Source organism: Amorphoplanes friuliensis DSM 7358 (assembly GCF_000494755.1).
In the GTDB taxonomy this organism is placed as follows: domain Bacteria; phylum Actinomycetota; class Actinomycetes; order Mycobacteriales; family Micromonosporaceae; genus Actinoplanes; species Actinoplanes friuliensis.
In genome coordinates, this window is record NC_022657.1 from 5,195,441 (window position 1) to 5,221,774 (window position 26,334).

Sequence of the window (26,334 nt, forward strand, 5' to 3'; positions counted from 1 at the left end):
CGGCAGGATGGCCGGATGGACCTCGAATCCGGCGCCGGCCTGCTGCACCGCCTGACCTCGTACACGCCGGACCGCGACTGGGACGTGCCGGTCGACGATCCGCGGGTGCGTCACGACCTGACCCCGAACGACCCGGCCACCGTGCCGCCGCCGGTCAAGGGTTACCCGGGCCTGCCGCGGCTCGCTCTGCCCCGCGAGCTGCCCGAGCCCACGATCGCCGCGACCGCGGTCCTGGCCGGGATCGCCGGCCCGCGGCAGCCGCTCGACGCCGCCCAGCTCGGGCGGGTGCTCTTCCTCGGCGCCGGTGTGGTGCGCACCGCCGAGCGCGGCGGACGCCACATCCTCTACCGCGCGGCCGGCTCGGCCGGCGCCCGCTTCCCCCTCGAGCTGTACGCGAGCACCCGCGACGTCGACGGCATCCCCGACGGGGTCCACTGGTACGACCCGGAACAGCACGCGCTGGTCACCGTCGGCCCCGCGGCCACCGGCACGACGACCACCCTGGTCCTCACCGGCGTCCCGTGGCGCACCGGCTGGCGGTACGCCGAACGCGGCTGGCGCCACCTCTACTGGGACGCGGGCACGGTGCTGTCGCAACTGTCCGCGGCGGCCTCCAGCGCCGGCCTGAACCCGCGGCTGCGCACGCTCTTTCCCGACTCCGCCGTGCGGGAACTCGTCGGCGCCGACGGCGTCCACGAATATCCCCTGGCCCTGCTGTCGCTCGGCGACGGCGACCCGGCGATCGGTGCGGCCGGATCGGCCGTGACCGGTGAGCTGCCGCAGGTCGAGTTCCCGTTGTGCACCGCCGCCCAGCGTGCCGGTGACCGCGACGAGCTCGGCGAGCCCTGGCCGGACGGCCCGGTGCTGCCGGACCATCCGGAGTCCGACGGCGTCGACGCGGTCATCCGCCGGCGCGGCTCGCAGCGGCGCATGGACCGGTCCGCCACGCTGCCCCGGGAGCTGCTCGAGTGGCCGATGGCCGCGGCGCTGCGCGGCGTGCCGGTGCCGCACTGGGTCGCCGTGCACGGCGTCGACGACGTGACACCGGGCCTCTACAGGTGGCCGGACACCGAGCCTGCGACCACCGGGGATCTGCGCTCCGAGCTGCTGCGTATCGGCCTCGACCAGTCGCTGGCCGGCGACGCGGCGTACGTGGCGATCGCCGCCGCACCGCTGGCCGGGCTCGACGACCGGAGCTACCGCGACGCGCAGCTCGCCGCCGGCCTGGTCGAGGGCCGGTTGCACCTCGCCGCGTACGCCCTGGGTGCGAGCGCGTCCGGCATGACGTTCCTGGACACCGAGGTCCCCGCCCTGCTCGGCGCCGGTGACGACCTCGCCACCCTGATCTTCACCTGCGTGGGTGTGCCGGAGTACGCCTCCCGGGCGGGTGGTGGGCCCGGTGCGCCCGTCGCGGTGCGGCCGGTGACGCCGCGACTCGGGGGCTGAGGGCGTACCGATCAGGAATCGAGAAGCGCGGGCCACCGGCTCGCCGTAGCGTTGCAGCGAGCTCGACCGTCGCAGGCAGGGAGAACCGATCAGCATGGCCACGAGGGCAAGAACGCAGCCGGCGGCACCGCACGTCGCCGACAGCCACGACCGGATCCGCGTGCAGGGCGCCCGGGTGAACAACCTCAAGGACATCAGCGTCGACATCCCGCGGCGGCGGCTCACGGTTTTCACCGGTGTCTCCGGCTCGGGCAAGAGCTCCCTGGTGTTCGGCACGATCGCCGCGGAGTCCCAGCGGATGATCAACGAGACCTACAGCACCTTCGTGCAGGGCTTCATGCCGACCCTGGCCCGGCCCGAGGTCGACGTCCTCGACGGGCTGACCACGGCGATCATCGTCGACCAGGAACGGATGGGCGCCGACATCCGCTCGACCGTCGGCACCGCCACGGACGCCAACGCCATGCTCCGCATCCTGTTCAGCCGGCTCGGGAAACCCCACATCGGGTCACCCCAGGCGTTCTCGTTCAACGTCGCCTCGATCAGCGGCGCGGGCGCGGTGACCACGGAACGCGCCGGGCAGACCGTCAAGGAACGCCGCAGCTTCAGCGTCGTCGGCGGCATGTGCCCGCGCTGCGAGGGCCGCGGCTCGGTCACCGACTTCGACCTCACCCAGCTCTACGACGACACCAAGTCGCTCAACGAGGGCGCGCTGACGATCCCCGGTTACAGCATGGACGGCTGGTTCGGCCGCATCTTCGCAGGCTCCGGCTACTTCGACATGGACAAGCCGATCAAGCGGTACACCAAGAAGCAACTGCAGGACCTGCTGTACAAGGAACCGACGAAGATCAAGGTCGACGGCATCAACCTCACGTACGAGGGCCTGATCCCGAAGATCCAGAAGTCGATGCTGGCCAAGGACGTCGAGGCGCTCCAGCCGCACATCCGCGCCTTCGTCCAGCGGGCCGTCGTCTTCGACACCTGCCCCGACTGCGACGGCACCCGCCTGAGCGAGGCGGCCCGCTCCTCGAAGATCAAGAAGGTGAGCATCGCGGACGCCTGCGCGATGCAGATCAGCGACCTCGCCACCTGGGTCGGAAGCCTGGAGGAGCCGTCCGTCGCGCCGCTGCTGGAGAAGCTGCGGCACACCCTCGACTCGTTCGTGGAGATCGGCCTGGGCTACCTGAGCCTCGACCGCTCCTCGGGCACCCTGTCCGGCGGCGAGTCCCAGCGCACCAAGATGATCCGCCACCTCGGCTCGTCGCTCACCGAGGTCACCTACGTCTTCGACGAGCCGACGATCGGCCTGCACCCCCACGACATCCAGCGCATGAACGACCTGCTGCTCCGCCTGCGCGACAAGGGCAACACCGTGCTGGTCGTCGAGCACAAACCGGAAACGATCGCGATCGCCGACCACGTCATCGACCTCGGCCCCGGCGCCGGCACCGCCGGCGGCGAGATCATGTACGAAGGCACCTTCGACGGCCTGCGCGCCACCGACACGGTGACCGGCCGCCACCTCGACGACCGCGCCACCCTGAAACCATCGGTCCGCGAACCGTCGGGGTCGCTCGAGATCCGCGGCGCGAACACCCACAACCTCCAGGACGTCGACGTCGACATCCCCCTCGGCGTCCTCGTCGTCGTGACCGGCGTCGCCGGCTCCGGCAAGAGCTCCCTGATCACCGGCTCGGTCGCCGGCCGCGACGGCGTGGTCTCGGTCGACCAGTCCGCCATCAAGGGCTCCCGGCGCAGCAATCCCGCGACGTACACCGGCCTGCTCGAACCGATCCGCAAGGCGTTCGCCAAGGCCAACGGCGTCAAACCGGCCCTCTTCAGCGCCAACTCCGAAGGCGCCTGCCCCACCTGCAACGGCGCCGGCGTCATCTACACCGACCTGGCCATCATGGCCGGTGTCGCCACCGTCTGCGAGGAATGCGAAGGCAAACGCTTCCAGGCCGCGGTCCTCGACTACCACCTCGGCGGCCGCGACATCAGCGAAGTCCTCGCCATGTCCGTCACCGAAGCCACCGCCTTCTTCAGCGAGGGCGACGCCGGCATCCCCGCGGCGCACGCGATCCTGACCCGGCTGTCCGACGTCGGCCTCGGCTACCTCAGCCTCGGCCAGCCCCTGACCACCCTCTCCGGCGGCGAACGCCAGCGCCTCAAACTCGCCACCCGCATGGCCGAGAAAGGCGGCATCTACGTCCTCGACGAACCCACGACCGGCCTCCACCTCGCCGACGTGGAAAACCTCCTCGCCCTCCTCGACCGCCTCGTCGACTCCGGCAAATCCGTCCTCGTCATCGAACACCACCAGGCCGTCATGGCCCACGCCGACTGGATCGTCGACCTCGGCCCCGGCGCCGGCCACGACGGCGGCCGCATCGTCTTCGAAGGCACCCCCGCCGACCTCGTCGCCGGCGGCAAGACCCTCACCGCCGACCACCTCGCCGCTTACGTCGGCGCCTGACCTTTCCGGCGCTGACGCCAGCCGCGGACGGCTGTTTCCGGGTCGATCGCGGGGAGGAGGACCGGGGGGCCGTCGAGGAGGCCGGCGCGGGCCTTGCGGAGCTGCTCGTTGAGTTTGGCCACGTAGTCGCGGACGTCGGCCTCCGACGTGCGGCGGTCGATGGTTTCGCGCAGGTCCTGGGCTTCGCGGCGCAGGGCGAGGGTGGGTGGCAGGACACCGCCGCTGCCGCCTTCGCGGCGCAGCCAGTCCTTCACCCACCAGTCCTCGTCGTACTCGCGGCCGTGGTCGCTGAGCGGTTTGCCCGTACCCGGGAGGTTGTCGAACTCGCCCTGCTCCTGGGCTTCACGGATCTTGCGGTCGATGTGCGACTCGTACCAGCTCGCCATGCCCTCAGTTTAGCCGCGGGCGAGGCTGTCGACCTCCGCGTAGGGCGGGACGCCGGTGGGGGCAGGTTCACCGCGGGCGATCAACCGGGCGACGTCGATCGCGTGGCCCAGGGCGGCCCGGAAGAGCAGTGAGCCGGTGCTGATGCGGGCGACACCGAGCGCGGCCAGCCGGAGCACGGTCAGGCCGGGGAGCAGCAGGACGTTGAGGGGAGCCTCCACACCGGAGACCACCGAGCGGATCTCGTCGTCCCCGGCCAGGCCGGGCACGAACACGCCGTCTGCTCCCGCGGCCACAAATGCCCGGGTACGCAAAAGCGTCTCCTCGAGGTCACCGGCGCCGAGCCAGCGGGTGTCCGTCCGGGCGTTCACAAAAAGGTCCGGCACCCGATTCTTGACCGCTGCGATGAGCTCGACCTGCTCGGCGACCGGGACGAGGGTGTGGTCGGCGCGGCCGTCCTCGAGGTTGATCCCGGCCGCACCGGCGTCGGCGAGTTCCGCGGCCAGCTCGGCGACCGCCGCCGGCCCGCCGCCGAAGCCGCCTTCGACGTCGACGGTGACCAGCACCGGGAGCCGACCGAGGCGGCGCATCAGGGCGACCGTCTCGGCCCGTGCCATACCCCGGCCGTCGGGCAGACCGTGGGCGGCGGCGACACCGAGGCTGGTGGTGCCGATCGCCGGGAAGCCGGCCCGGGCCAGGGCCGCGGCCGAGGCGACGTCCCAGGCGTTGGGGAGCACGAGCGGGTCACCGGGCCGGTGCAGGGCGTGGAAGGCGGTCATCGCCCCACCGTAGGACCGTGACACTTCGGTGCCGGCCGAAGTGCCGGCGTCGCAGAATGGCGTCATGACCGCTCCCGCCCTGGCCCGGCTCGCGACGCTGCTCGCCGACACGACGCGGGCGTCGTTCTGCCTGGCGTTGCTCGACGGCCGGGCCTGGACGGCGGGCGAGTTGGCCGGTCACGCGGGTGTCGCCCCCGCGACCGCGACCGAGCACCTGCACAAGCTGGTCGCGGCGGGCCTGCTCACCGAGCACCGCCAGGGCCGCCACCGGTACGTGCGCCTCGCCGACGAGCGCGTCGCGCACCTGATCGAGGACCTGGCCGCCCACCTGTCACCACCACCGGCACCGCCCCGGACCCTGCGCGCGGCGACCGTCTCGGCCGCCCTGGCCCGGGGCCGTACGTGTTACGACCACCTCGCGGGCCGTCTCGGTGTGGCGGTGACCGACGCTCTCGACCGCGGCGGCCTGCTGTCCCGCACCGCCGGCTTCACGCTGACCCCGGCCGGCGTGACCTGGTTCGAGGCGTTCGGCCCGCTCGGACCGTCACGCCGCCCGGCGGCCCGCGGCTGCCTCGACTGGACCGAACGCCGCGAACACCTCGCGGGTGCGGCGGGAGCACTCCTGTGCCGCCACTTCCTCGACCAGGGCTGGGTCACGCGCATCGGGACGGGCCGCGCGATCCGCGTCACTCCCCCGGGTACCGAGGCTCTGACGGATCTTCTGGGCCCGGACCCGGCCTGGACCTCACCAGCCGACGGGGCCGTGGCGGTCCGAGTAGGTGCCGGTCGGGCCGGCCTTGTCGATGGTGGCCAGGGCGACGATGGCGTCGGTGCCCTCGGTGACGGTCTGGTGGCCGGAGTGGCCGTTGAAGTCGGTGGCCGTGTAGCCCGGGTCGACCACGTTGATGCGGATGCCGGGGAGGAACTGGGCGTACATGAGGGTGAGCATGTTGACCGCGGCCTTGCTGGCGGAATAGCCGAGTGACGGCACGTTGTGCTCGATGCGGGACTCGTCCGCGCGGACGGAGAACGAGCCGAGGCCGCTGGTCACGTTGACGATGACCGGTGCCGCCGACTCGCGCAGCAGCGGGAGGAAGGCGTGGGTCGTGCGGACGATGCCGACGGTGTTGGTGTCGAGGACGGCCAGGACCTCGGGGCCGTCGAAGTTCTCGACCGCGGTGATCTGACCGGAGACGCCCGCGTTGTTGACCAGCACGTCGAGGCCGCCGAAGCGGGCGCGGACCTCGGACGCCGCGGCGGCCACCGACTCGTCCGAGGTCACGTCGAGGGTGACCCAGTCGACACCGAGGTCCTTGGCCGCCTGCGCGCCGCGGTCCGCGTCGCGGGCGCCGATGATCACGTGGTGTCCGTGCTCGTGCAGCCGGCGGGCGGTCTCGAAGCCGAGGCTCTTGTTACCGCCGGTGATGAGGGTTGTTGTCATGGAAAGGACTGTTGCACCGTTCGCGCGGAGCCCGGTAGGAACCTTCGACCGTATGACTGCCAGTACCACCCAGCCGCGTCGTGGCGCTTGCATGATGGTCAGATGCCCGTTCGTGGAGATTTTGCAGCGCTGCTGCGCGCCTGGCGTGACCGCCTTCAGCCCGCTGCCGTCGGGATCCCCGCGGGCATCCGCCGGACCAGCGGCCTGCGCCGCGAGGAGGTCGCGATGCTGGCCGGCATCTCGGTCGACTACCTCGTCCGCCTCGAACAGGGCCGCTCGGAACGCCCGTCCGAGGAGGTCGTCGCCTCGCTGGCCCGGGTGCTGCAGCTCTCGGACGCCGAACGCGACCAGCTCTTCATCGCCGCGGGCCTCCCGGCACCGTCGCCCCGGACGGTCCCCCACCACATCCCGGGCAGCGTGCAGCGCCTGCTCGCCCGTCTCCCGGACGTCGCCGTCGGCGTCTACACGACCCACTGGACACTGCTGACCGCCAATGCGGCGTGGGTCGCGCTCCTCGGTCCCCTCGACCGCGCCCGCAACCTGATCGTTCAGCAGTTCACCGGTACGGCGGTGCCGGTCGTCCAGAGTGCTGAACAGGTCGAACACTTCGAACGCGCCCTGGTGTCCGACCTGAGGACCGCCCGGCTCAAGTATCCCGACGACCCCTCGGTGCGCGACCTCGTCGAGCGGCTCACGGGCATCGACCGGTTCGCCCGCCTGTGGGCCGAGGGCACGATCGTGGAACACCGGTCCAAGGTCAAGACGTTCGTGCACCCCCAGGTGGGCACCGTGACACTCGACTGCGACGTGTTCACCGCGACCGGCACCGACATCCGCATCGTCACGTACACCGCGGCGCCGGAGACCGAGGACGCGTCCCGCTTCGACCTGATCCGTGCTCTCGGGGCCGCCGAGGTCGGTTGAACGCTGTGGGCGGGCGCACCGCGCGTAGAGCATCCTAGGATCCTTGGATACGGGATCGGATCCACCAGAGACTGATGGCCGCGAGCAGCAGGGTGAGACCGAGGTAGGCGGCGAGCTCGATCCATTGGAACGGCCAGTACCGGTTCGCCGGCTGGTACGTGTAGCTGAAATGCAGGTTCTGGTCCGCCATGCAGGCCATGTTCTCGGCGGGCGCAGCTTTCTGGCAGGTCAGCCCCTGCTGGATCGTGAACGGCGTGCCGTCGGCGTTGAGCACCGCGGCCTCGCTCGTCATCGACCACGCGCCCGCCCTGGTGTATCCGATGATCATGGCGCCCTGCTCCCCCAGGCCGAAGCTGTCCGACCGGCTCATCGCGTCCTCGTCGAAGGCCACCGTGCTGGTCACCGGTGTCATGAGGTGCGCACGGACCACCGCGGGCACGATCAGCTGGACGACGGCGAAGACCGCGAGTGTCAGCGCCATCGCGAGCAGCGTGCGGCGCACGACGAGGCCGACGACGGCGCCGAGGACAAAGGCGAACGCGGCGTACCCGAGGGGGACGATGTTGCGGGAGGCGAAGTTCACCGCGCCGAAGCGGTCCCCCACGAACTGGTCGTAGCGGCCGGCGTTCCAGGTCAGCAGGAGGCTGAACACGCCGGTGACCGCGACTGCCGCGAGGGTGAGGAACACCAGCTTGGTCGCCAGCCAGCGGGTCCGGGTCACACTCTGGTTCCACACCAGGCGGTCGGTCTTCTCCTCCAGCTCGCGGGTGATCAGGGGCGCGCCCCAGAAGAGGCCGATGAGGGCGGGCGTGGCGATCAGCAGCAGGCCGGCGATCGACAACTGACTGCTGTACGCCTCGCTGAAGTCGTGCCGCGCCACCGTGCAGTCGCTGGGCAGGCAGCCCACGACACCCGCGTAGTCGTCGCGGATGCCGGAGCCGAGATAGACGAGGTAGACCGCGATGGCGGCCAGAGCGGCGACGGCCACCAGGGCCTGGGTGCGGAACTGCCGCCAGGTCAGCCAGATCATGCCGCACCGCCGACCGACACCACGGCGGCACGGGTCATGTATGCCATGCCCAGGTCTTCGAGGTCGACCGGTGAGGCTCCCGGCACCGGCACCTCGGAGCGCACCACGTCCTCGTGGATGCGTTCGGCGCCGGGTGGCAGGTCGCCCGTCACCCGGTGGTGCACGGCCAGCAGGTCAGCGGTGTCGCCCGCCAGCTGGACCCGGCCCTCGGCCAGCACGACGAGGTGGTCGCAGACCTGTTCCAGGTCACCGAGCAGGTGGGAGGACAGCACCACGCTGACACCGAGCTCGGCGACGAAGTCGAGCAGATCGAGCAGGAACGCGCGCCGGGCGAGCGGGTCCAGCGACGCGACCGGCTCGTCGAGGATGAGCAGTTCGGCGCGCTTGGCCGCGGCGAGGGTGAGGGCCAGCTGGGCGCGCTGCCCGCCGGACAGACGACCGGCCTTCTGCGCGGGGTCGAGGCCGAGCCGCTGCACGCGCCGTTCGGCGAGCGGCCGGTCCCAGCGGGGATTGAGCCGCGCACCGAGCCGCAGATGGTCGGCGACCGACAGGCTGCCGTAGACCGGGGCGTCCTGCGCGACGAACCCGACCCGGGCCAGCTGCGCCGCACCGGCCGCCGGGCGACTGCCCAGCACTTCGATGCTGCCCGTCGTAGGCGCCACGAGTCCGCAGGTCAGACCGAGCAAAGTGGACTTGCCGGCACCGTTCGGGCCGACCAGACCCACGACCCTCCCTTCCGGTACGCGCAGAGTGCAGTCGGCGAGGGCTGTCGTGCGCCCGTACCGTTTGGTGAGCTTGTGGGTCTCCAGGACTGGCGTCATGGGTGGTTTTGTAGTCCGTGGACGGTCACAGGACGGTCAGCGTCGCTGTGACCCCGTTGTGACGCCGCGGCCGATAGCCTCGCCCGATGAGGGTGCTCGTGGTCGAGGATCAGACGGCGCTCGCCGACTCGGTCGCGCGGGTGCTGCGCCGCGAGGGCATGGCGGTCGACGTGGCCTACGACGGCACCACCGCGCTGGAACGCACCGCCGTGCTCGACTACGACGTGGTCGTGCTCGACCGCGATCTGCCCGGCGTGCACGGCGACGACGTATGCCGCACGCTGGTCGCCGGGGAGTCGTCCAGCCGCGTGCTGATGCTGACCGCCTCGGGCACCGTCGCCGAGCGCGTCGAGGGGCTCGGGCTGGGCGCCGACGACTACCTGCCCAAACCGTTCGCGTACGCCGAACTGGTGGCCCGGATCCGGGCGGTCGCCCGGCGCACCCGCCCAGCGGCGCCACCCGTGCTGATGCACGGTGACCTGCGGCTCGACCCGGCGCAGCGGATCGCCACCCGGGCCGGGGCGCGGCTGGCGCTGAGCCCGAAGGAGTTCGCCGTGCTCGAGCACCTGCTCACCGGTCAGGGCCGGGTGGTCTCCGCGGAGGAGCTGCTCGACCGGGTGTGGGACGAGGCCGCCGACCCGTTCACCACGACGGTCAAGGCGACGATCAACCGGCTGCGGGCCAAGCTCGGCGCGCCGCCGCTGATCGTGACGGTCGCCCGTGCCGGCTACCGGATCTGACATGCGGGTCAACCGGCTCCGGTGGCGCCTGACGCTGCTCTACTGCGCGGCGACGGTCGTCTCCGGTGTGGTGCTGCTGCTCATGATCGTGGTGCTGTCCCGCAACCTGCCACCGGCCGACGTCCGCGCGCCGTTCCCGTCACGGCCGGACATCATGCCGCCCGCGGTGCCGGCCGAGTTCCGGGAGTTCCGCTCGGACGTCCTCATCCTGCCGGGCCTCGCGCTGGCCATCATGGCGGTGCTCTCGCTCGGCGTGGGCTGGGTGATCGCCGGCCGGGTGCTGCGCCCCGTCCGCACGATGACCACGCGCCTGCAGCAGATCTCCGGCCGCAACGTGCACGAGCGGCTCGCGGTGCCCGGTCCCCGCGACGAGTTCAAGGACCTCGCGGACACCGTGGACGGGCTGCTCGGCCGGCTCGAGACCGCACTGGACGGGCACAAACGGTTCGTCGCCAACGCCGCGCACGAGCTCCGCACGCCGCTGACCCTCGAGCATGCGCTGCTGGAGGAGCCACTGATCGACCCGGACGCGACGCTGGAGGCGTACAGGGAGAATTTTGAGCGTCTGATCGTGGTCAGCCGGGAGCGCGGCAGGCTGCTGGAGTCGCTGCTGACCTTGGCGGGCAGTGAGCACGGCCGGATCCGGGCGGAGCTGGTGGATCTTGCGGATCTGGCGGGGCAGGCGCTGCGGGACCGGACGGCCGAGCTGGATCGGCGCGGGCTGCGGTCCCGGACGATGATCGGCCCCGCACGGTTGCAGGGCGATCCGCTGCTGATCACGCGCCTCGTGGCCAACCTCTGCGACAACGCCGTCCACTACAACGTTCCCGGCGGGATCGTCGAGGTGACCACGCGCCGCGACGCCGGCCGGGCGCTGCTGGTCGTCTCGAACACGGGCCCGGTGGTGCCGTCGGCCGAGGTGGATCGGCTGTTCGAGCCCTTCCAGCGGATGCGGCGGGTCGCCGACGACAATCACCCAGGTCTGGGGCTGTCGATCGTGCGAGCCATCGCCGTCGCCCACGATGCCGCGCTCACGGCCGCCGCGAATCCCGGCGGTGGGCTCACTGTGGAGATCGCCTTTCCCGCCGCACCGTGAACTCCATCGGCCCCGATGGATGTGGGTCGTGTTTCGGATCAGTAAAGTCACCTTTCGATAGAAGCCCCTCCCCCGATCCCCAGGAGGCGCCGTGAGGCGATCCATCACCGCGGCGGTTGTCGTCGCCACCGCTGCCGGCAGTGTGCTCGCCGCCGCCGGCCTGCCCGCTTCGGCCGGGCGGCCCGACCGTGGCGCCACAGTCACCGGCACGTTCTCGAGCGGCGCCGCGCAGGCCTGGCAGCCGCTGCCGACCACCCACATCGGACGGGACAAGGGTGGCGCTGCCGACGCCACCGTCGTCATCGACCCGAGTTCGTTGCGGCAGCGGTACACCGGTGTCGGCTTCTCGCTGGACGAGACGAGTGTTTCCAACCTGTGGAAGCTCACGCCGGCCGAGCGGGACCGCGCGATCCGGCTGCTGGTCGACCCGCGGACGGGCGCCGGGCTGGACCGCTTCCGGCTGACCATCGGCAGCCCCGACCTCATCGAGCACCTGCCGTTCTGGTCCTACGACGAGCTTCCCGCCGGGGTCACCGAGGACTTCGGGTTGAAGCACTTCTCGATCCAGCGGGACGTCGACGCGCACATCCTCGACACCATCAAGCTGATCCAGCGCTACAACCCGCGGGCGACGTTCTTCGCCTCGGCGTGGAGCGCGCCGGCGTGGATGAAGACCAACAACCGGTTCACCGGCGAGGTCGCCCTGCTGCCGGGCAGCACCAGCGCGTACTACCAGGTGGGCAAGCTGCGGGACGACTGCATCGACGTGTTCGCGCGGTACTACGTGAAGTATCTGCAGGCGTACGCGAAGCACGGGGTGAGGATCGATGCTCTGACCCTGCTGAACGAGCCCGGCATCGACGTGGTCTACCCCGCGATGGACATCAGCATCGCCCAGCAGCAGAAACTCGCCGTCGCGATCAAGCGGGAGGTGAAGCGGGCTCGGCTCGGCACCGACCTCTACGTGCACGACTTCAACTTCTGGGACTGGCGCGACCCGAACAGCACCGAGACCAAGAACTACCACCGCATCTTCGACGACCCGGCGACCCGCAAGGCCGCCGACGCGATCGCGTTCCATCCCTACTGGGGTGACCCGGCGGTCATGCGGGACGCGTACGAGCAGACCGGCAAACCGGTGCACATGACGGAGACCAGCGACCTGTCCCCCGCCACGATCCTGAGCTACTTCCGGCTGGAGGCGTCGTCCTACGTGATGTGGGCGCAGACCACCGACCAGGACGGCGGCACGCTGCACTGGACGCCGTCCCGCGACAACAACGTCGACTGGGAGGAGGTCGGCCGCACCACGAAGTGGCCGGACCGCCTGGTCAAGGTCGACACCACCACGAAGACGTTCACGGTCCGCGACGAGCTCTACGCCATGGGCCAGTTCGCGAAGTACCTCGGCCCGGAGCACGTCCGCGTCGAGTCCGGAGCCACAACCGGCGGCGTCAGCAACGTCGTCTTCAAGGACCGCGAGGACCGCTTCGTGGCCATCCTGGGCAATGCCAATTCCACCCCCTCGACGGTACGGGTCGTGCTGGGCGGCAAGTCGTTCACGGCCACCGTCCCGGCGAACGCCTACGCCACGTACCGCTGGCAGGGTGACGTCCCGTCGCCGCGCCGCAACCACGCGCCGGTCCTGAGCGCCGTGCCGGACGTCGAGGCCGACCAGTACGCCACGACTCAGGTGCGGCTGTCCGCCACCGACCGGGACCGCGACAAGCTGGCCTACTACGCCACCGACCTGCCGGGCGGTGTCAGCGTCGACGCGACCACCGGGCTGGTGACGATCCGGCCGACCGTTGCCGGTGAGCTGGACCTGAAGTTCCGGGTCACCGACGGTGCCGCCCACGACGAGGTCAGCGTGCACGTGACGGTCCGGCCGCACGGTGCACCCGTCGGCGCGACCGTCGAGGCGGAGTCGTACGTCGCCCAGAACGGCTGGACCGACGGCGGCGCCAACTTCGTCGAGAACAACCCGGCGGCCAGCGGCGGCAAGAACATCGGCTGGACGGCGGCGGGCAACTGGCTGCAGTACCGGGTCGACGTGGCGCAGGCCGGCACGTACGACCTGGAGCTCCGGGTCGCCAACGGGACGGGCGCGGTGGCCCCGGACGCGGTGTCGCTGCGTGATGCGGCCGGAAACGTGCTGGCGAAGGTGTCGGTTCCGGACACGGGTGGCTGGGCGGCGTACCAGTCGGTGCACGCCCAGGTGACGCTGCCGGCAGGTGACCAGGTGGTCACGCTCTTCTGCGAGACCGGCGGATTCAACCTGGACTACCTGCGGCTCACGGCGTAACACGGACGCGGCCCGGGCCTCGAAGGCCCGGGCCGCTGCCGTTCACCGTTTGACGGCGACACCCTCGGCGAAGCGGATCAGCTCCTCGCGGGTCAGCGGGACGTCCTCACGATCGAGATAGATCGTCAGGGTGCGCTTGCCGGTCAGCGTCGACGTCAGCTCCGACGGCCCGTCGTCGCCCTCCGAGATCCAGGCGGGACGGCCGTTCAGAGTGATCTTCTCGTCCTCCGGCTGCGGCTTGTCCTCCGCCGAGGTCACCTCCACGCTGACACAGATGCCCCGGCCGCTGTCCCGTTCCGACAGCGCCGCCGGTGGGGCCAGGCAGATGTTCTCGCGGGTCAGCTGCTGCACGACCAGCCCCGGCGGTGCCGCGGCGACCGTCACCGGTGGCGGCGAGGCCGGAACGGGCTGCTCGCGGAGCCCGCGGGCGAACCGCAGCATGTCGTTCTCCTTCGCCGGCCCGAAACTGTTCAGCTGCACCCAGCGCCCGTCGGCGAGCCGCCAGCGGATCCCGACGTACCGGTCCCCCGGCCGGCTGTCCACGTAGGAGCCGGTGCGGACCGTGGCCTGGGTGCCGTTCAGCGCGACCTGGTGGTCCTCCTCGCCTTCCATCTCCCACGACCCGGGCACGGGACCCACCTCGAGCTGGATCTGCTGCTCCTCGTAGGACAGCACGAGGTTGGGACCGAGCTGACCCACGTCGGCGGTGTCCGGTCCGGGCGGCACCCAGCTGGGTGTGAACGGGAACGCCGGCAGCTGCAGTTGTGGCGCCGGCCAGCCGATCGCCGGCGCAACGGGTGGCGGAGACTTCTCCTCCGTGAACGCGAACGGCACGGCGATCGCCGCCACGATGACGGCGGCCGCACCGGCGACGGCCGCCCGCCGCCGGTTGCTGCGACGGATGCCTCCGCGCACCTGGTCGAGCAGATCGGGCTGCACCGCCGGCTGTGCCGCACGGTCCCGCAGGGTCGACCGCAGATCGTCCTCGAGCATCATCGCGAACCTCCGGAAGCAGTTGCCAGCTCCGTACGCAGCCGGGCCAGACCACGAGCGGCGTGCACACGGACGGTCGACATGGCGCACCGCAGCACCTCGGCGATCTGCCGGTCGTCGAGATCCTCGTAATAGCGCAGCACCAGCACCGCCCGCTGCGCCCGCGTCAGCCCATCGAGCCGGGCCCACAGGTCGTCCCGCGAGGCGTGCTGATCGGCGAAGTCGGGTGTGCTCCGGCCTTCGTCACCCGTGGTCTCCCATCGCGGCCGTTCCCCACTGGACCGCCGCCGCAACCACGACACGTGCGACCGCACCAGCGCGGTCCGCAGGTACGCGTCCGGATCGTCGGCCTCGATCCGCGACCACCGCCGGTACGCCTTGATCAGCACCTCCTGCACCAGGTCCTCACCCAGATGCCGGTCCCCGCACAACAGATAGGCGAACCGCCGTAAGGCGTCCCCGCGTGCTCGCACGTAATCCTCGAACCCCTGGCGCACTGCCCAGCTCCCCGCTGCGGTCGTGATGTCCCCCTAGGGACGCCGCGACGGCGCTGTTCTGCTTACCGGAATCCGAAAAAGCTCTCAGATGACGCGGGTGACGCCTTCGGAGGCGATGCGGGCATCGAGGCGGTCACGGTCGAGGTTGGCGCAGAGCACGATGGAGGCTCCCGCGGCCAGCGGGGCGAGCAGCCACTGGACCGGCTCCTCGTGCTCGGAGGCGTCGACCAGGAGTCGGTCGCCGGGGCGGAGAGTCAGGGACGCGGCGATGGAGTGCGCGATCTCGCCCCACTCGGCGTAGCTCGTACCGTCGGTGCTGGCCTCACGGTCGGGCGTGACCGCGGCGTACGCGGGGGTGGTCTCGGGGTGGCGGAGCACCTCGGTGACGAAGTCGAGGTAGCCGGCCGGCACGTCGTCCGGGCGGGCGCCGTCGGCGGCGAGGCTCAGCACGTAGCGGTGGCGGGACGGCGGCACCTCCTCGAGCCAGCTGTCGAGGCGTTTGCGGGAGACGAAAACCGCGTCGAGGGGGCGTTCCGGGGCCGGTTGGAGGCCCGCGCGGGCCCACGAGCGGAACGAGATCGCGATGCCCGACGACCAGGCGCCGAGCAGGATCGCCGCGGTCTGCCAGTGCGGTGGCAGCAGGATGCCGACGTGAGCGCCGGGCTGCAGGCCGCAGTCGTCGCGGAGCAGCCCGGCGGTGCGGGCCGCCCAGCCGCCGAGGTCGGTGGCACTCAGCTCGGTCCGCTCACCGGTGGCATCGTCGTAATAGGTGAGCAGGGGCCGGTCCGTGCCGGGCAGCAGGACGGACAGGTCGGCGGTGGTGCTGGAAGGCATCGGGAGACTCTAGCTGTCGGCCTCGAGGTCGCGCAGGGCCCGGCGGAGCAGCTCCGGCGTCCGCGCCGGGGGTTCCGCCTCGATGGTGAGCCGGCCCATCGCGGCCGCGTAGTGATCAACGTCGTCGCGTTTGTCCAGGTAGAGGCCGCTGGTGAGGTGCTCGAGGTAGACCACGTCGGGCATGTCCTGGTGCGGGAAGCGCAGGATCGTGAACGCCCCGCCGGCCGCGGCGTGCCCGCCGGACTCGAACGGAATCACCTGAAGGCGCACGCTCGGCTGCTCGCACGCCGCGATCAGCGACTCGATCTGCTCGCGGAGCACCTCGCGGCCGCCGATCGGGCGGCGCAGCACGGCCTCGTCGAGCACCGCCCACAGCCGGGGCGGGTTTTCGCGTTCGAGCATCTGCTTGCGGGCCATGCGCAGCTCGGCGCGGCGGTCGATCTCGTCGTTCGTCGCGCCGCCGTGGCCGAGAGTGATCACGGCCCGGGCGTACGCGTCGGTCTGGAGCAGGCCGGGCACGAACTGGATCTCGTAAGTACGGATCAGCTCGGCCGCCTGCTCGAGGTCCAGATAGTTCTGGAACCAGGTGCTGAGCACGTCACCGTACGAGTGCCACCAGCCCGGGGTGTTCGCCTCGCGGGCCAGGGCGAGCAGGCGCTCGTGCTCGCCCTGGTCCTCGATGCCGTACAGCTTGAGCAGGTCGGTGACGTCACGTTCCTTGAAGCTGACCCGGCCGAGCTCCATCCGGCTGATTTTGGACTCGGACGCGCGGATCTCGTAACCGGCCCGGTCGCGGGTCACACCCTTGGCCAGCCGCAGGCTCCGCAGCCGGGCGCCGAGCTGCAACCGGCGGACCGTGGGCCCGTCGTTCTGCTGCGCCGTTGTCACTCGCGTCCCTGTCGGTAGTTAAGGCTTACGACCCACAGCACCGTACTGGTCGATCTCCGGCGCATCCTCGGCACCCGGCTCGGGCTTCCACCGGGTCACCGAGATCACGCCCGGGTCGACCAGCTCGAGGCCCTCGAAGAGCGAGGCGATCCGGGCGGCGCTGCGCAGGTGGTACTTCGGGTTCGCCGAGATGTTCCAGATGCGCACGGCCTCGTTGTTGGCCTCGCTGGTGTCGCTGCCGTCGTACATCGCCAGGTAGCTGCCCGACGGGAGACGGTCCATGATGGCGTTGATGATCGTCCGGGCCTCGGCGTCGTCCTCGATGTGGCCGAGGATGCCCATCAGGAACAGCGCCACCGGCTTGTCGAAGTCGAGCGTACGGGCGGCCTCGCGCAGGATCGTGCCGGCGTCGCGCAGGTCGGCGTCGATGTAGTCCGTGGCGCCCTCGGGGCTGGTGGTCAGCAGCGCACGGGCGTGCGCGAGCACCAGCGGGTCGTTGTCGACGTAGACGATCCGCGACTCGGGCGCGACCTTCTGAGCGACCTCGTGCGTGTTGTCAGCCGTGGGCAGGCCGGTGCCGATGTCGAGGAACTGCCGCACTCCGGCCGTACCGGCGAGGTGGCGCACGACGCGGGCCAGGTAGGCCCGGGAGAGTCGGGCGTTCTCCGCGAGCTGCGGCAGCGTTGCGATGATCTGGTCGCCGACCGCACGGTCGACGGCGAAGTTGTCCTTGCCACCGAGCAGGTGGTTCCAGATCCGCGCCGTCTGCGGGACGGTGGTGTCCAGTTTGGGCATCTCCTGCTGGCCGTCAGCCACGTCCACATCCCTTGCTCGAACAACTACCGGCGAATGATCGGCGCAAGCATAAACCGCCCATCGAGCGCAGGGACGCGCCGAACGGTCAAAATCGACGCCCCTAAGCGGCGATCATCGGCACCCCGGCCGCCGTCAGTCGCCGCACGGTCTCGTCCTGTGACGGCGCGTCGGTGATCACCCCCGCGACCGCGGTCAGCGGCAGCACCGAAAAGCGCGAGGCGGCCCCGACCTTCTCGGCACTGGCCAGCACGAACGTGTCCGCCGCACGGTGCGCCAGCGCACGTTTCATCGCCGCCTCGTCGGCGTCGCCGGTGGTCAGGCCCGCCTCCGGGTGCACCCCCGTGACGCCGAGCAGGAACAGGTCGGCGTTGACCACCTGGGCGGCCTCGACCGCGGCGGCACCACAGGCCACCATCGAGTGCCGGAACAGGCGGCCACCGAGCACGTACACCTCGATCGACGCATGACCGGCCAGGGCGGCCGCGACCGTCGGGCTGTGCGTGACGATCGTGGCCTCGAGCCCGGCGGGCAGAGCGCGGGTGACGGCCAGCGCGGTCGTGCCGCCGTCCAGGATCACCGTGTCCCCCGGCTTGATCAGCGCGACGGCCGCGACGGCGACCCGATCCTTGCTGTCCACCTCGACCGCCCGCCGCGTGTCGTAATCGGCGACCGCGGGCGACGCCGGCAGCGCCCCGCCGTAGACCCGCTGGCACAGGCCGGCAGCGGCCAGCTCCCGCAGGTCCCGGCGGACGCTGTCCTCGGAGACCCCGAGCTCGGCGGCGACGTCCTTGGCGACCAGGCGGCGGTCCCGCTCCAACCGGCCCAGCAGGAACTCCCGGCGTTGCGCAGCTAACATGCACGTTTCTCCGTACTTCTCTTTGTTTCTGCCGAGTCTAGCGTTAGGTTGGCGACATGAAGCCCATGATGATCCTCATTGCCGGCCCGTACCGCTCCGGGACCGGGGGTGACCCCGACCTGATCGCCGCCAACCTGGCACGCCTCGAGGAAGCGGCGTGGCCGATCTTCCAGGCAGGGCACGTGCCCATGATCGGCGAGTGGGTGGCGCTGCCGGTCCTCCACCGGTCCGCCGGCGCGGCCACGGCGGAGGACGTGCTGTACCCGACCGCGCAGCGCCTGCTGCAGCATTGCGACGCGGTCCTGCGGCTGCCCGGCAAGTCCACGGGCGCGGACCAGGACGTGGCGATCGCCCGCGAGCGTGGGCTGCCGGTCTACCACCACGTCGAGGAGATCCCCGGCTACGCGCCCCAGCCCGTCAGCTGACCACCCAGGCCCAACTTCAAGGAAGTTGGGCTTCGCCCGAAACCGCGGGCCCGCTCGGACCGCGGGCCGCCCGAACCGGCGGGCCACCCGAACCGGCGGGCCACCCGAAAGCGCGGGTCCGCCCGCACCGCGGGTCCGCCCGCACCGCGCGAAACCGCGGGTCCGCCCGCACTGCGGGCCGCGCGAGACCGTGGGCCTGCCCGGACTGCGGGCCTGACCACCGAACGTCGACCCGGCCCTCACGGACAACGAGCGCCGGTCCGCCAGCCAGCCCGGACCGTTCTCGCGCGAAGCGCGGGCCAGCCCGCCCGGATCGGCGACGGCCCGGCGCGGTGATCAGGAGCGGACCGGCTCCGGGTCGGTGACGTCGGCGAAGGTTGCGTCCAGGACCGTCGCGGCCTCGTCCGCCGCCACCTGGAGGCCGACCCCACGCTCCCCGGCGCCGAGGTTGATCGTGCGGCCGCGCAGCCGTTCGTCGGCGATCACCGGCCAGGCCGTCGACGAGCCGAACGGCGTGATGGTCCCGCGTTCGTATCCCGTCACCGCCTTGGCCGTTGCGGCGTCCGGCATCGACAGGCGGTTGACGCCGAGCAACGCCCGCAGCTTGGGCCAGGAGATCACCCGGTCACCCGGCACGAGCACAAAGACGTAACTGTCGTCGGCACGGCGTACGACGAGGGTTTTGACAAGATCGCGGACCTCGACACCCTGGGCCGCGGCGGCCTCGGCGACGCTGGCGACGGGCCCGTGCCGCAGCACGCGGTGGGTGATCCCGGCGGCGGTGACGGCGGTCAGGGCGGCTCCGGACATGTGATCATCCTACCGAGTGCGAATTTGCCGTTATGTGGCGATTGTCAGGCGTAGCGTCGGGTCGTGGGCCGGGGTTCTGGGGAGAACACCTTGCCCGGCGCGGGCGGCTGGGCGCCGGGCCGATGGTCGGTACGCGTTCTCGCCCTGGTCATCGCCCTCGGCGTGCTGGGTACCGTGCTGGCCGCCGTCGCCCTGCGCCGCGCCGACGACGACCGGGCCCGCCGGGCGCTGGGCCAGCAGACGATGATCGTCTCGCAGGTCGTCTCCGCCGAGGTACGCCGCTACTCGACCTCGCTGACCGATCTGGCCGCCGCGGTCGGGGCACAGGCGAATCTCGAGGCGGCCGAGTACACCGCCATCGCGGCCTCCGTCGATCGGCAGCGGTTGCCCGGCGCCAGCGGCGTCGCGTTTGTCGTGGCGGCGACCACCGACGAGATGCCGGCCGTGCAGAAGTCCTGGCGCGATCGCGGCGACCCGCAACTGACCTTCACCCCCTCTTCCGCGCCGACCGACGAGCACTTCTTCGTGGTGCTGTACCGCGGCGTCGAGGGCGGCCCGTCGCCGCTGGGTCTCGACGTCGCCGACAAGCCGGAGGCCGTGGAGGCCATGCAGCGGGCGAAGGCCAGCCACCGCGTCGCGACCAGCAGCACGTACCGCCTGCTCACCGACTCCGAGCTGCCGGTCGAACGGCAGCAGCTGTCGTTCGTGCTGGCCGCGCCGGTCTATTCGACGTCGCCGTCCGCGTCCGACACCGGTCAGTTCCGCGGCTGGCTGATGATGGGCCTGCGCGGCGGCGACTTCCTGAAGCAGGCGATCGGTGTGGTCGCCCGCGACACCGTGGCCGTCACCCTCTACGACACCGCGTCGACGGCAGGACCGACACCCGTCGCCAGCTGGGTGCCGGACGCCCGCCTGCAGCCGGAGCCGCCACCGCGGGACATCACCGTGTCCGTGCCCCAGCGGACCTGGCGGCTCGTGGTCGAGCCGACCCACAAGCTGCTGCCCGTGGGTGACATGCACCTCGACGTCGCCGCCTGGATCATCGGTGCCGTCCTCACGGGCCTGCTCGCCGCGCTGACCGGCACCGTGATCACGGCCCGCAACCGGGCGCTGCGAAAGGTCGACGACGCCACCGCCGCGCTGCGCGACGACATCGTGCGGCGCGAGGCCGTCGAGCAGCAGTTGCGCCAGCGGGAGGCCGAGCTCGTCGGCTTCGCCGGCATCGTCGCCCACGACCTGCGGAGCCCGCTCGCGCGGATCACCGGTTACGCGGACTTCCTGCGTGAGGAGGCCGCGCCGCGCCTCGATCCGCTGCACCGCGACTTCCTGGAACGCCTGTACGGCGGCGCGCAACGTATGCAGACGCTGATCGACGACCTTCTCGATTACGCCACCGCGGAGAACCGGACGTTGCACACCAGCCGGGTGGATCTGCGGGCGATGGCCGACGACATCACCCGCGAACGCCTCACCGGCACCGAGGCGCACCCGCCGACAATCGTCATCGAGGACCTGCCGACCGTCGACGGTGATCCCACACTGCTGTGCCAGGTGCTGGACAACCTGATCGGCAACGCGCTGAAGTACACCGCTCCGGGCGAGGAGCCGTACGTGCGGGTCAGCTGCCGCACGACGGACGGCATGGCCCGCATCGAGGTCGCCGACCACGGCATCGGCATCCCCGCCGACCAGCGCGACACCGTTTTCACCGCCTTCGCCCGCGCCCCGGGCAGCGCCGGTTACCCCGGCACGGGCCTGGGCCTGGCGATCGTCCACCGCATCGTCGAACGCCACGGTGGTGAGGTCGGCGTCGACGCGAACCCCGGCGGCGGCAGCCTCTTCTGGTTCACCGTCCCTCACGCGGCCGCCCTGACGCCCTCGGTCACGGCACCATCCAGCTGAGCACCGGGGTGCCCTGCAACGTGACCAGCACACACATCACCAGCAGGAGCAGCAGGCTCCAGCCGACCACCTTGCGGAAGATGTCACCCTCACGTCCGGCCATGCCGACAGCCGACGCCGCGATCGCCAGGTTCTGCGGGCTGACCATCTTGCCCAGCACACCGCCCGACGAGTTCGCCGCGGCCAGCAGCACCGGATCGAGCCCGGCGCGGGCGGCCGTCTCGACCTGCAGCGCGCCGAACAGCGCGTTCGCCGAGGTGTCGGAGCCGGTCACGGCCACACCGATCCACCCCAGGATCGAGGACAGGAAAATGAACACCCCACCGGCCGCGGCCAGAAATTCACCCAGCGTGTTCGTCTGACCGGACTGGTTCAACACGTACGCGAGCGCGAGCACCGCCATCACCGTCACGATGGCGTGCCGCAGTTCGGCGTACGTGTGCAGGTAGGCCTTGAAAGCACGACCGGGACCGATGCGCAGCACCAGGGCGGTCAGGATGCCCGCGAGGATCATCAGCGTGCCGGCCGCGGAGAGCCAGCCGAGGGTGAACGTGGTCGAGGCCAGCGGTTTGCCGTTGGTCCCGAGGACGTCCAGGCCCGGCCACGCGAAGGAGACCGACCACGGCGCCTTCGCGAGCGCCGCCTTCACCGCACCGATGTTGGCCACCGAGAAGATCACAATGATGATCAGGTACGGCGCATACGCCCGCGCCACCTCAGCAGCACCGTCCCGCCGCGTCACCGTGGCAGCTCCCCCACCACCCACGGTGGCCTTCCGCGCCGAATCGACCTCCGTCGACCCAGCCGGACCTGATCCGGCCGCAGCGGGCGCAGCTGAGCCGGACGCGGCCCGACCGGAAGCAGGCGGACCGGACGCAGCTGGACCAGGCCCGGCTGAACCAGGCGAAATCCGGCTGAATCCAATCGGACCCGACTCGGCTGCATCAGCCGACCCAGCCGATGCGACCGGACCTGACCCGGCCGGACCTGACCCGGCCGGACCTGACCCGGCCGGACCTGACCCGGCCGGACCGGGCGCAGCCGAGCCGGACGCGGCCCGACTGGAAGCAGTCGGACCGGACCCAGCTGGACCAGGCCCGGCAGAACCAGACGCGGCCCGGCGCGACGCGGTCGGATCCGACTCGGCGGGTGGTTCGGCGTGGAGGTTCGGGGATTCGACGGGCTGCCAGATGCGCAGGAGCAGGACCACGGCGGCCGCCGCGAGCAGCGCGGCGATGATGTCGGTGAGCGGCACCGAGATGTAGTTCGAGGCCACGAACTGGCCGAGGGCGAACACCACACCGGCCACCAGCGCCGCGGGCCAGGTCTGCCGGATGCCGCGGCGGCCGTCGATGACGGCGACCAGGACCAGCGGTACGACGACGGCCAGCAGCGGTGTCTGCCGGCCGACCATCGCGCCGAGGGTGTCGACGTTGAGGCGCGGGTCGTCGGCGGCGCCCGAGGTGACCGTTCCGAGCGTGACGATCGGGGTGGCGAGCGCGCCGAACGCGACCGGGGCGGTGTTGGCGATGAGCGCGACAGCCGCGGCCCGGATCGGTGGGAAGCCCAGTGCCATCAGCATCACCACGGTGACGGCCACCGGGGTGCCGAAGCCGGCGAGGGCCTCGAGCAGGGCGCCGAAGCAGAACGCCACGATGATCGCCTGGATGCGCATGTCGGGGCTGACGCGTTCCATCGAGCGGCGCAGCACGTCGAAGTGCCCGCTGGCGACGGTGAGGTTGTAGACCCAGATGGCGTTGAGCACGATCCAGAGGATCGGGAAGAAACCGAATGCGGCTCCCTCACTCGCGGAGAGCAGCGCCTGTCCGACCGGCATGGAATAGACCGCGACGGCCACGATGAGAGCAACTGCCAAAGCAATCAGCCCCGCGAGCCAGGCCTTCATGCGTAGTACTCCGAGCAGAATGAACAGAGTCAGCAGCGGCAGGACGGCGAACAGGGCCGAGAAGGCCACGGAATGGGCGACGGGGTCGGTCACGATCGTGAACTGATCCATGACAGCCATCCAGGATCGTCGATGGTTGGTGGGGACAACCTACGCCTGCCGGGCGTCGCTGACATCCCCCGGAAACGAGCAGGCCGCAGGCCACCGCGTCTGTCCTGTGCGGACTCGGCGGCGGCCCGGCGCTCGGCGGGAGCGTGTTTCGCCTGCAAGTTGCATCGAGTACATGACCATGGCGTGCCAAATTCACTCACGTCAGCGCGCGAGCACTTACCAAGACCAAAAAACCGTTTCTCACAGGCTGTTGTTCTTGACTCACTCTCCGTACTCTGTTGGTCAATAACCATCGATCAACTTCAGTGCAGACGCAGGTTGATGGTCGACCGGCAGCATTGCGGGGAGCAGAGCATGGTCATCAAGATTGTCGAGCAGATCAACGACGACGAGACCCTTGAAGCAGCTTGGGAGCTTTATCTCGGCGCGTTCCGCGAACTGAACACGATGGCAGTGCAGCGGCACCTGATGTACCGCCACGAGTTCGACGAGGTCATGAGCGACCAGCGCGTTCAGAAGCACCTGTGCGTGGACGATGACGGGACCCTCTGCGGACTGTCCACGTACACGAACGATCTGACCGCGGTGCCGCTGATCGCTCCGGAGTACTTCGAGCGGCACTGGCCCGAGCACTATGCGGCCAACAAGATCTGGTACATCGGGTTTGTCGCGTTGCACCCTCAGGCTCAGGGCCGGCGCATGTTCCGCCAGATGGTCGAGCAGTTGTACATCATCGCGGCCACCCAGGGCGGACTCGTCGGCATCGACATCTGCAGTTACAACGACGAGGTGCTGAACTTCTCGCACATCTTCCGGTCCATGGTGGAGCGACTCATGCCCAACATGCGCTTCCAGCGGATCGACCAGCAGTCCTACTGGCTCTACGACTTCAGCGACGAGCCGGCGGCCTGACGTCACACGACCTCATGCCATGGGCGACCTCCCCATCGACCACTGCCGTGGCCGGTCCGGGGAAACGTCCGGAACGGTGAGTTCGTTCTTTCGAGGGGTAGCGACCTCCAGGTAGGTGCGTCGGTTCCGGCTGGGTCCAGCCGGGTGTGATCGACGTTCCTGCGGGGTGCTGCCGATACCCCGGTTCTGCGGACCGGGGTGCACCACACGGGACGCCTGACGGTGTTGCAGGTAGGGCGGGTCGAGCGGATGGCAAGCGTCGAACGCGATGACGTGGTCATTCGCCCGGCCCGCCTTTGCTGTGCGCGCGGCCTGTCCGGATTGGCTCCAGCGGCTCATCGGGTTCCCTTTTTCTCGCGGTTGGTCAGGCCGTGCTGGTCAGTAGTGGTAACCGCGGGCACCTACGGGCTCGTGTGACCCTTTGGTCTGCGGTGGTCCTTCCGGTGTGGCGACGTACCTTCCGTCGGCACCGCGGCCGATGCCGGCGTAGGTCTCCGGTCGTGCGGCCCGCATGACCAGCGCCCACACGACGCCGATCACCGCGACCGCGCAGTAGAGCACCGGGACGAGCCACTGGAACGGCGAGTCACCCTCGACCTGCAGGATCTCGCCGAAGCCGATCACGGTGATGCCGAGAACGGCGCTGAGCAGCAGGAAGGCGATGATCGGGGCGATCGTGGCCCGCCACGCGTTCTCCAGGCCGCGGTGGCGCACGAAGAACACGAGCACCGCGAAGGACGCGCTCCACATCAGGAACAGCACCCCGAGGCCGCCGATGGTGGTCAGCCAGGCGAAGATCCAGAACAGCGGTTCGAGACCTGCCACGGCGTACGCGATCAGGACCCCGAGGGCCAGCAGGCTCTGGGTGATCGAGCCGAGCAGGGGTGCGCCGGTGCGCGGATGGGTGCGCCCCCACGCCGCCGGCAGCACACCCTCACGACCGAGGGCGAACTGATAACGCGCGACCGCGGCATGGAACGCGAGCAGCGCCGCGAAGACACTGGTCAGGAACAGGATGTAGCCGATGTCCACCAGGATGCCGGGCACGTGCGGGCCGACCAGGGCGAAGACCATGTCGGTCCGGTGCTCCTGGGCGGTGGCCACGACCTGACTCGGACCGGTGATCACCGACATGGCCCAGGCGGAGAGCCCGCACAGCAGGCCGGCCAGGATGACCGCGAGGTGCGTGGCCCGGGCGACCGTCTTCTTGGGGTCCTTGGCCTCCTCCGAAAGCACGACCGTCGCCTCGAAGCCGACGAAACCGGCGACCGCGAGGACCAGCATCGGCCCGGCGTCGGAGGTGAACAGCGCCCCGGGCGCCAGCGTGGCGAAGCTGACGTGCCCGCCCGCCGGGTTGGCGATCATCACGATGTCGTAGATGAGCACCACACTGATCTCGGCGATCAGCAGCACGGCGAGCACCTTGCCGCTGAGGTCGACCCAGAGCAGGCCGAGCACCGCCACGATCGCCCAGGCGACCAGCGCACAGGTGAACCAGTGGACGCTGAAACCGAGCGCCGCGAGGATGTCGGAGGCCGCCGAGCCGAAGAGCCCGAACAACCCGATCTGCATCAACGAGTACGCCGGCAGCGCCACGAACGCCGCACCGACCCCGGTCATGCGCCCGAGCCCATGACTGATGTACGCGTAGAACGCGCCGGAGTTGACGATGTGGCGGCTCATCGCCACGAACCCGACCGTGAAGATCGACAGAATCAGCGCAGTCACCAGGTAGGCCACCGGCACCGCGGTGTTGCCGATGATGGCGTAGATGGCCGAGATCGAGCCGATGATGACGGTCAGCGGGGCGGCCCCCGCCACCCCGAAGAAGACCACCGAGGGCACACCGAGCCGGTTACGAGCGAGTGCACTCGTGATGATGTCCGGTTCAGCGGTGTCCTTACGTGCCATCAACAGCCTCCCGGCCCATTGATCGAAG

Annotated in this window: 23 protein-coding genes and 1 pseudogene; 10 read left to right on the forward strand and 14 right to left on the reverse strand. The window is 70.6% G+C overall.

What is annotated here, in order from left to right:
- Positions 1-15: 15 nt before the first annotated feature.
- Positions 16-1,446 carry a nitroreductase family protein gene (locus AFR_RS24165; protein ID WP_023363661.1) on the forward strand — a complete coding sequence of 477 codons (1,431 nt, stop codon included), beginning with the start codon at positions 16-18 and terminating at the stop codon, positions 1,444-1,446.
- Between the two features lie 94 nt (positions 1,447-1,540).
- On the forward strand, positions 1,541-3,925 hold the full coding sequence (locus AFR_RS24170) for an ATP-binding cassette domain-containing protein (protein ID WP_023363662.1): 2,385 nt from the start codon (positions 1,541-1,543) through the stop codon (positions 3,923-3,925).
- Here AFR_RS24170 and AFR_RS24175 read toward each other — a convergent pair.
- Both AFR_RS24175 and AFR_RS24180 read right to left on the reverse strand, forming a co-directional pair.
- The gene (locus AFR_RS24175) at positions 3,910-4,311 is read right to left on the reverse strand and encodes a DnaJ family domain-containing protein (RefSeq protein ID WP_023363663.1); all 402 of its coding nucleotides are present in this window, start codon (positions 4,309-4,311) and stop codon (positions 3,910-3,912) included. The two genes, AFR_RS24170 and AFR_RS24175, sit on opposite strands and share 16 nt — an antisense overlap.
- Positions 4,312-4,320: 9 nt before the next feature.
- Positions 4,321-5,088, reverse strand: coding sequence for an isocitrate lyase/PEP mutase family protein (locus AFR_RS24180; RefSeq protein WP_041842632.1), 768 nt, complete (start codon positions 5,086-5,088; stop codon positions 4,321-4,323).
- 64 nt (positions 5,089-5,152) lie between these two features.
- Between AFR_RS24180 and AFR_RS45330 the strand changes: the two are divergent.
- A pseudogene (locus AFR_RS45330) lies at positions 5,153-5,815 on the forward strand (ArsR/SmtB family transcription factor); the annotation flags it as partial.
- An 18-nt stretch (positions 5,816-5,833) separates the two neighbouring features.
- Here AFR_RS45330 and AFR_RS24185 read toward each other — a convergent pair.
- Entirely contained in the window at positions 5,834-6,529 is a 696-nt protein-coding gene (locus AFR_RS24185; protein WP_023363666.1) for an SDR family NAD(P)-dependent oxidoreductase, read from the reverse strand.
- Between the two features lie 102 nt (positions 6,530-6,631).
- On the opposite strand from AFR_RS24185, the gene AFR_RS24190 reads away from it, so the two are divergent.
- A complete protein-coding gene (locus AFR_RS24190) occupies positions 6,632-7,453 on the forward strand; it encodes a helix-turn-helix transcriptional regulator (RefSeq protein ID WP_023363667.1) in 822 nt (273 codons plus the stop codon).
- A 34-nt stretch (positions 7,454-7,487) separates the two neighbouring features.
- Here the strand turns inward: AFR_RS24190 and AFR_RS24195 are convergent, their stop codons facing one another.
- Entirely contained in the window at positions 7,488-8,483 is a 996-nt protein-coding gene (locus AFR_RS24195; RefSeq protein WP_023363668.1) for an ABC-2 membrane transporter-related protein, read from the reverse strand.
- Positions 8,480-9,304: an ABC transporter ATP-binding protein gene (locus AFR_RS24200; protein WP_041841088.1), complete on the reverse strand. Its 825-nt coding sequence runs from the start codon at positions 9,302-9,304 to the stop codon at positions 8,480-8,482. Before AFR_RS24200 ends, AFR_RS24195 begins: the two co-directional genes overlap by 4 nt.
- 86 nt (positions 9,305-9,390) lie before the next feature.
- Between AFR_RS24200 and AFR_RS24205 the strand changes: the two genes are divergently transcribed.
- The 3 genes from AFR_RS24205 (at position 9,391) to AFR_RS24215 (ending at position 13,445) form a co-directional block, all read left to right on the forward strand.
- The gene (locus tag AFR_RS24205) at positions 9,391-10,044 is read left to right on the forward strand and encodes a response regulator transcription factor (protein WP_023363670.1); all 654 of its coding nucleotides are present in this window, start codon (positions 9,391-9,393) and stop codon (positions 10,042-10,044) included.
- 1 nt (position 10,045) lies between these two features.
- Positions 10,046-11,140 carry a sensor histidine kinase gene (locus AFR_RS24210; RefSeq protein ID WP_023363671.1) on the forward strand — a complete coding sequence of 365 codons (1,095 nt, stop codon included), beginning with the start codon at positions 10,046-10,048 and terminating at the stop codon, positions 11,138-11,140.
- A gap of 91 nt (positions 11,141-11,231) precedes the next feature.
- Entirely contained in the window at positions 11,232-13,445 is a 2,214-nt protein-coding gene (locus AFR_RS24215; RefSeq protein WP_023363672.1) for a carbohydrate-binding protein, read from the forward strand.
- 42 nt (positions 13,446-13,487) lie between these two features.
- Here the strand turns inward: AFR_RS24215 and AFR_RS24220 are convergent, their stop codons facing one another.
- The 6 genes from AFR_RS24220 to AFR_RS24245 all read right to left on the reverse strand — a co-directional run bounded on the left by AFR_RS24220 (position 13,488) and on the right by AFR_RS24245 (position 18,329).
- Positions 13,488-14,438, reverse strand: a complete 951-nt coding sequence (locus AFR_RS24220) for a hypothetical protein (RefSeq protein WP_023363673.1) — start codon at positions 14,436-14,438, stop codon at positions 13,488-13,490.
- On the reverse strand, positions 14,438-14,911 hold the full coding sequence (locus AFR_RS24225) for a SigE family RNA polymerase sigma factor (protein WP_438829907.1): 474 nt from the start codon (positions 14,909-14,911) through the stop codon (positions 14,438-14,440). The genes AFR_RS24220 and AFR_RS24225 overlap by 1 nt, the downstream gene beginning before the upstream one ends.
- A gap of 108 nt (positions 14,912-15,019) precedes the next feature.
- Positions 15,020-15,769, reverse strand: a complete 750-nt coding sequence (locus tag AFR_RS24230) for a TIGR03089 family protein (protein ID WP_023363675.1) — start codon at positions 15,767-15,769, stop codon at positions 15,020-15,022.
- Positions 15,770-15,778: 9 nt separating this feature from the next.
- The gene (locus AFR_RS24235; protein WP_023363676.1) at positions 15,779-16,657 is read right to left on the reverse strand and encodes a Sco1979 family transcriptional regulator; all 879 of its coding nucleotides are present in this window, start codon (positions 16,655-16,657) and stop codon (positions 15,779-15,781) included.
- A gap of 18 nt (positions 16,658-16,675) precedes the next feature.
- Positions 16,676-17,452: an SAM-dependent methyltransferase gene (locus AFR_RS24240; protein ID WP_052359801.1), complete on the reverse strand. Its 777-nt coding sequence runs from the start codon at positions 17,450-17,452 to the stop codon at positions 16,676-16,678.
- A gap of 121 nt (positions 17,453-17,573) precedes the next feature.
- Positions 17,574-18,329 carry a DeoR/GlpR family DNA-binding transcription regulator gene (locus AFR_RS24245; RefSeq protein ID WP_023363678.1) on the reverse strand — a complete coding sequence of 252 codons (756 nt, stop codon included), beginning with the start codon at positions 18,327-18,329 and terminating at the stop codon, positions 17,574-17,576.
- Positions 18,330-18,385: 56 nt separating this feature from the next.
- On the opposite strand from AFR_RS24245, the gene AFR_RS24250 reads away from it, so the two are divergent.
- Positions 18,386-18,754: a DUF4406 domain-containing protein gene (locus AFR_RS24250; RefSeq protein WP_238547128.1), complete on the forward strand. Its 369-nt coding sequence runs from the start codon at positions 18,386-18,388 to the stop codon at positions 18,752-18,754.
- A 336-nt stretch (positions 18,755-19,090) separates the two neighbouring features.
- On the opposite strand, the gene AFR_RS24255 is transcribed toward AFR_RS24250, so the two are convergent.
- A complete protein-coding gene (locus AFR_RS24255; protein ID WP_023363680.1) occupies positions 19,091-19,564 on the reverse strand; it encodes an aminoacyl-tRNA deacylase in 474 nt (157 codons plus the stop codon).
- A gap of 63 nt (positions 19,565-19,627) precedes the next feature.
- Here AFR_RS24255 and AFR_RS43865 point away from each other — a divergent pair, with 63 nt between their 5' ends.
- The gene (locus tag AFR_RS43865) at positions 19,628-21,466 is read left to right on the forward strand and encodes an ATP-binding protein (protein WP_148308040.1); all 1,839 of its coding nucleotides are present in this window, start codon (positions 19,628-19,630) and stop codon (positions 21,464-21,466) included.
- On the opposite strand, the gene AFR_RS47975 is transcribed toward AFR_RS43865, so the two are convergent.
- A complete protein-coding gene (locus AFR_RS47975; RefSeq protein WP_041841089.1) occupies positions 21,447-23,483 on the reverse strand; it encodes an L-lactate permease in 2,037 nt (678 codons plus the stop codon). The two genes, AFR_RS43865 and AFR_RS47975, sit on opposite strands and share 20 nt — an antisense overlap.
- A 354-nt stretch (positions 23,484-23,837) precedes the next feature.
- On the opposite strand from AFR_RS47975, the gene AFR_RS24270 reads away from it, so the two are divergent.
- Complete coding sequence (locus AFR_RS24270; protein ID WP_023363683.1) at positions 23,838-24,395, forward strand: hypothetical protein; 558 nt, start codon at positions 23,838-23,840, stop codon at positions 24,393-24,395.
- Positions 24,396-24,773: 378 nt separating this feature from the next.
- Here the strand turns inward: AFR_RS24270 and AFR_RS24275 are convergent, their stop codons facing one another.
- Positions 24,774-26,306 (reverse strand): APC family permease, encoded by a 1,533-nt coding sequence (locus AFR_RS24275; RefSeq protein WP_023363684.1) that lies wholly within the window; start codon positions 26,304-26,306, stop codon positions 24,774-24,776.
- Positions 26,307-26,334: the final 28 nt, after the last annotated feature.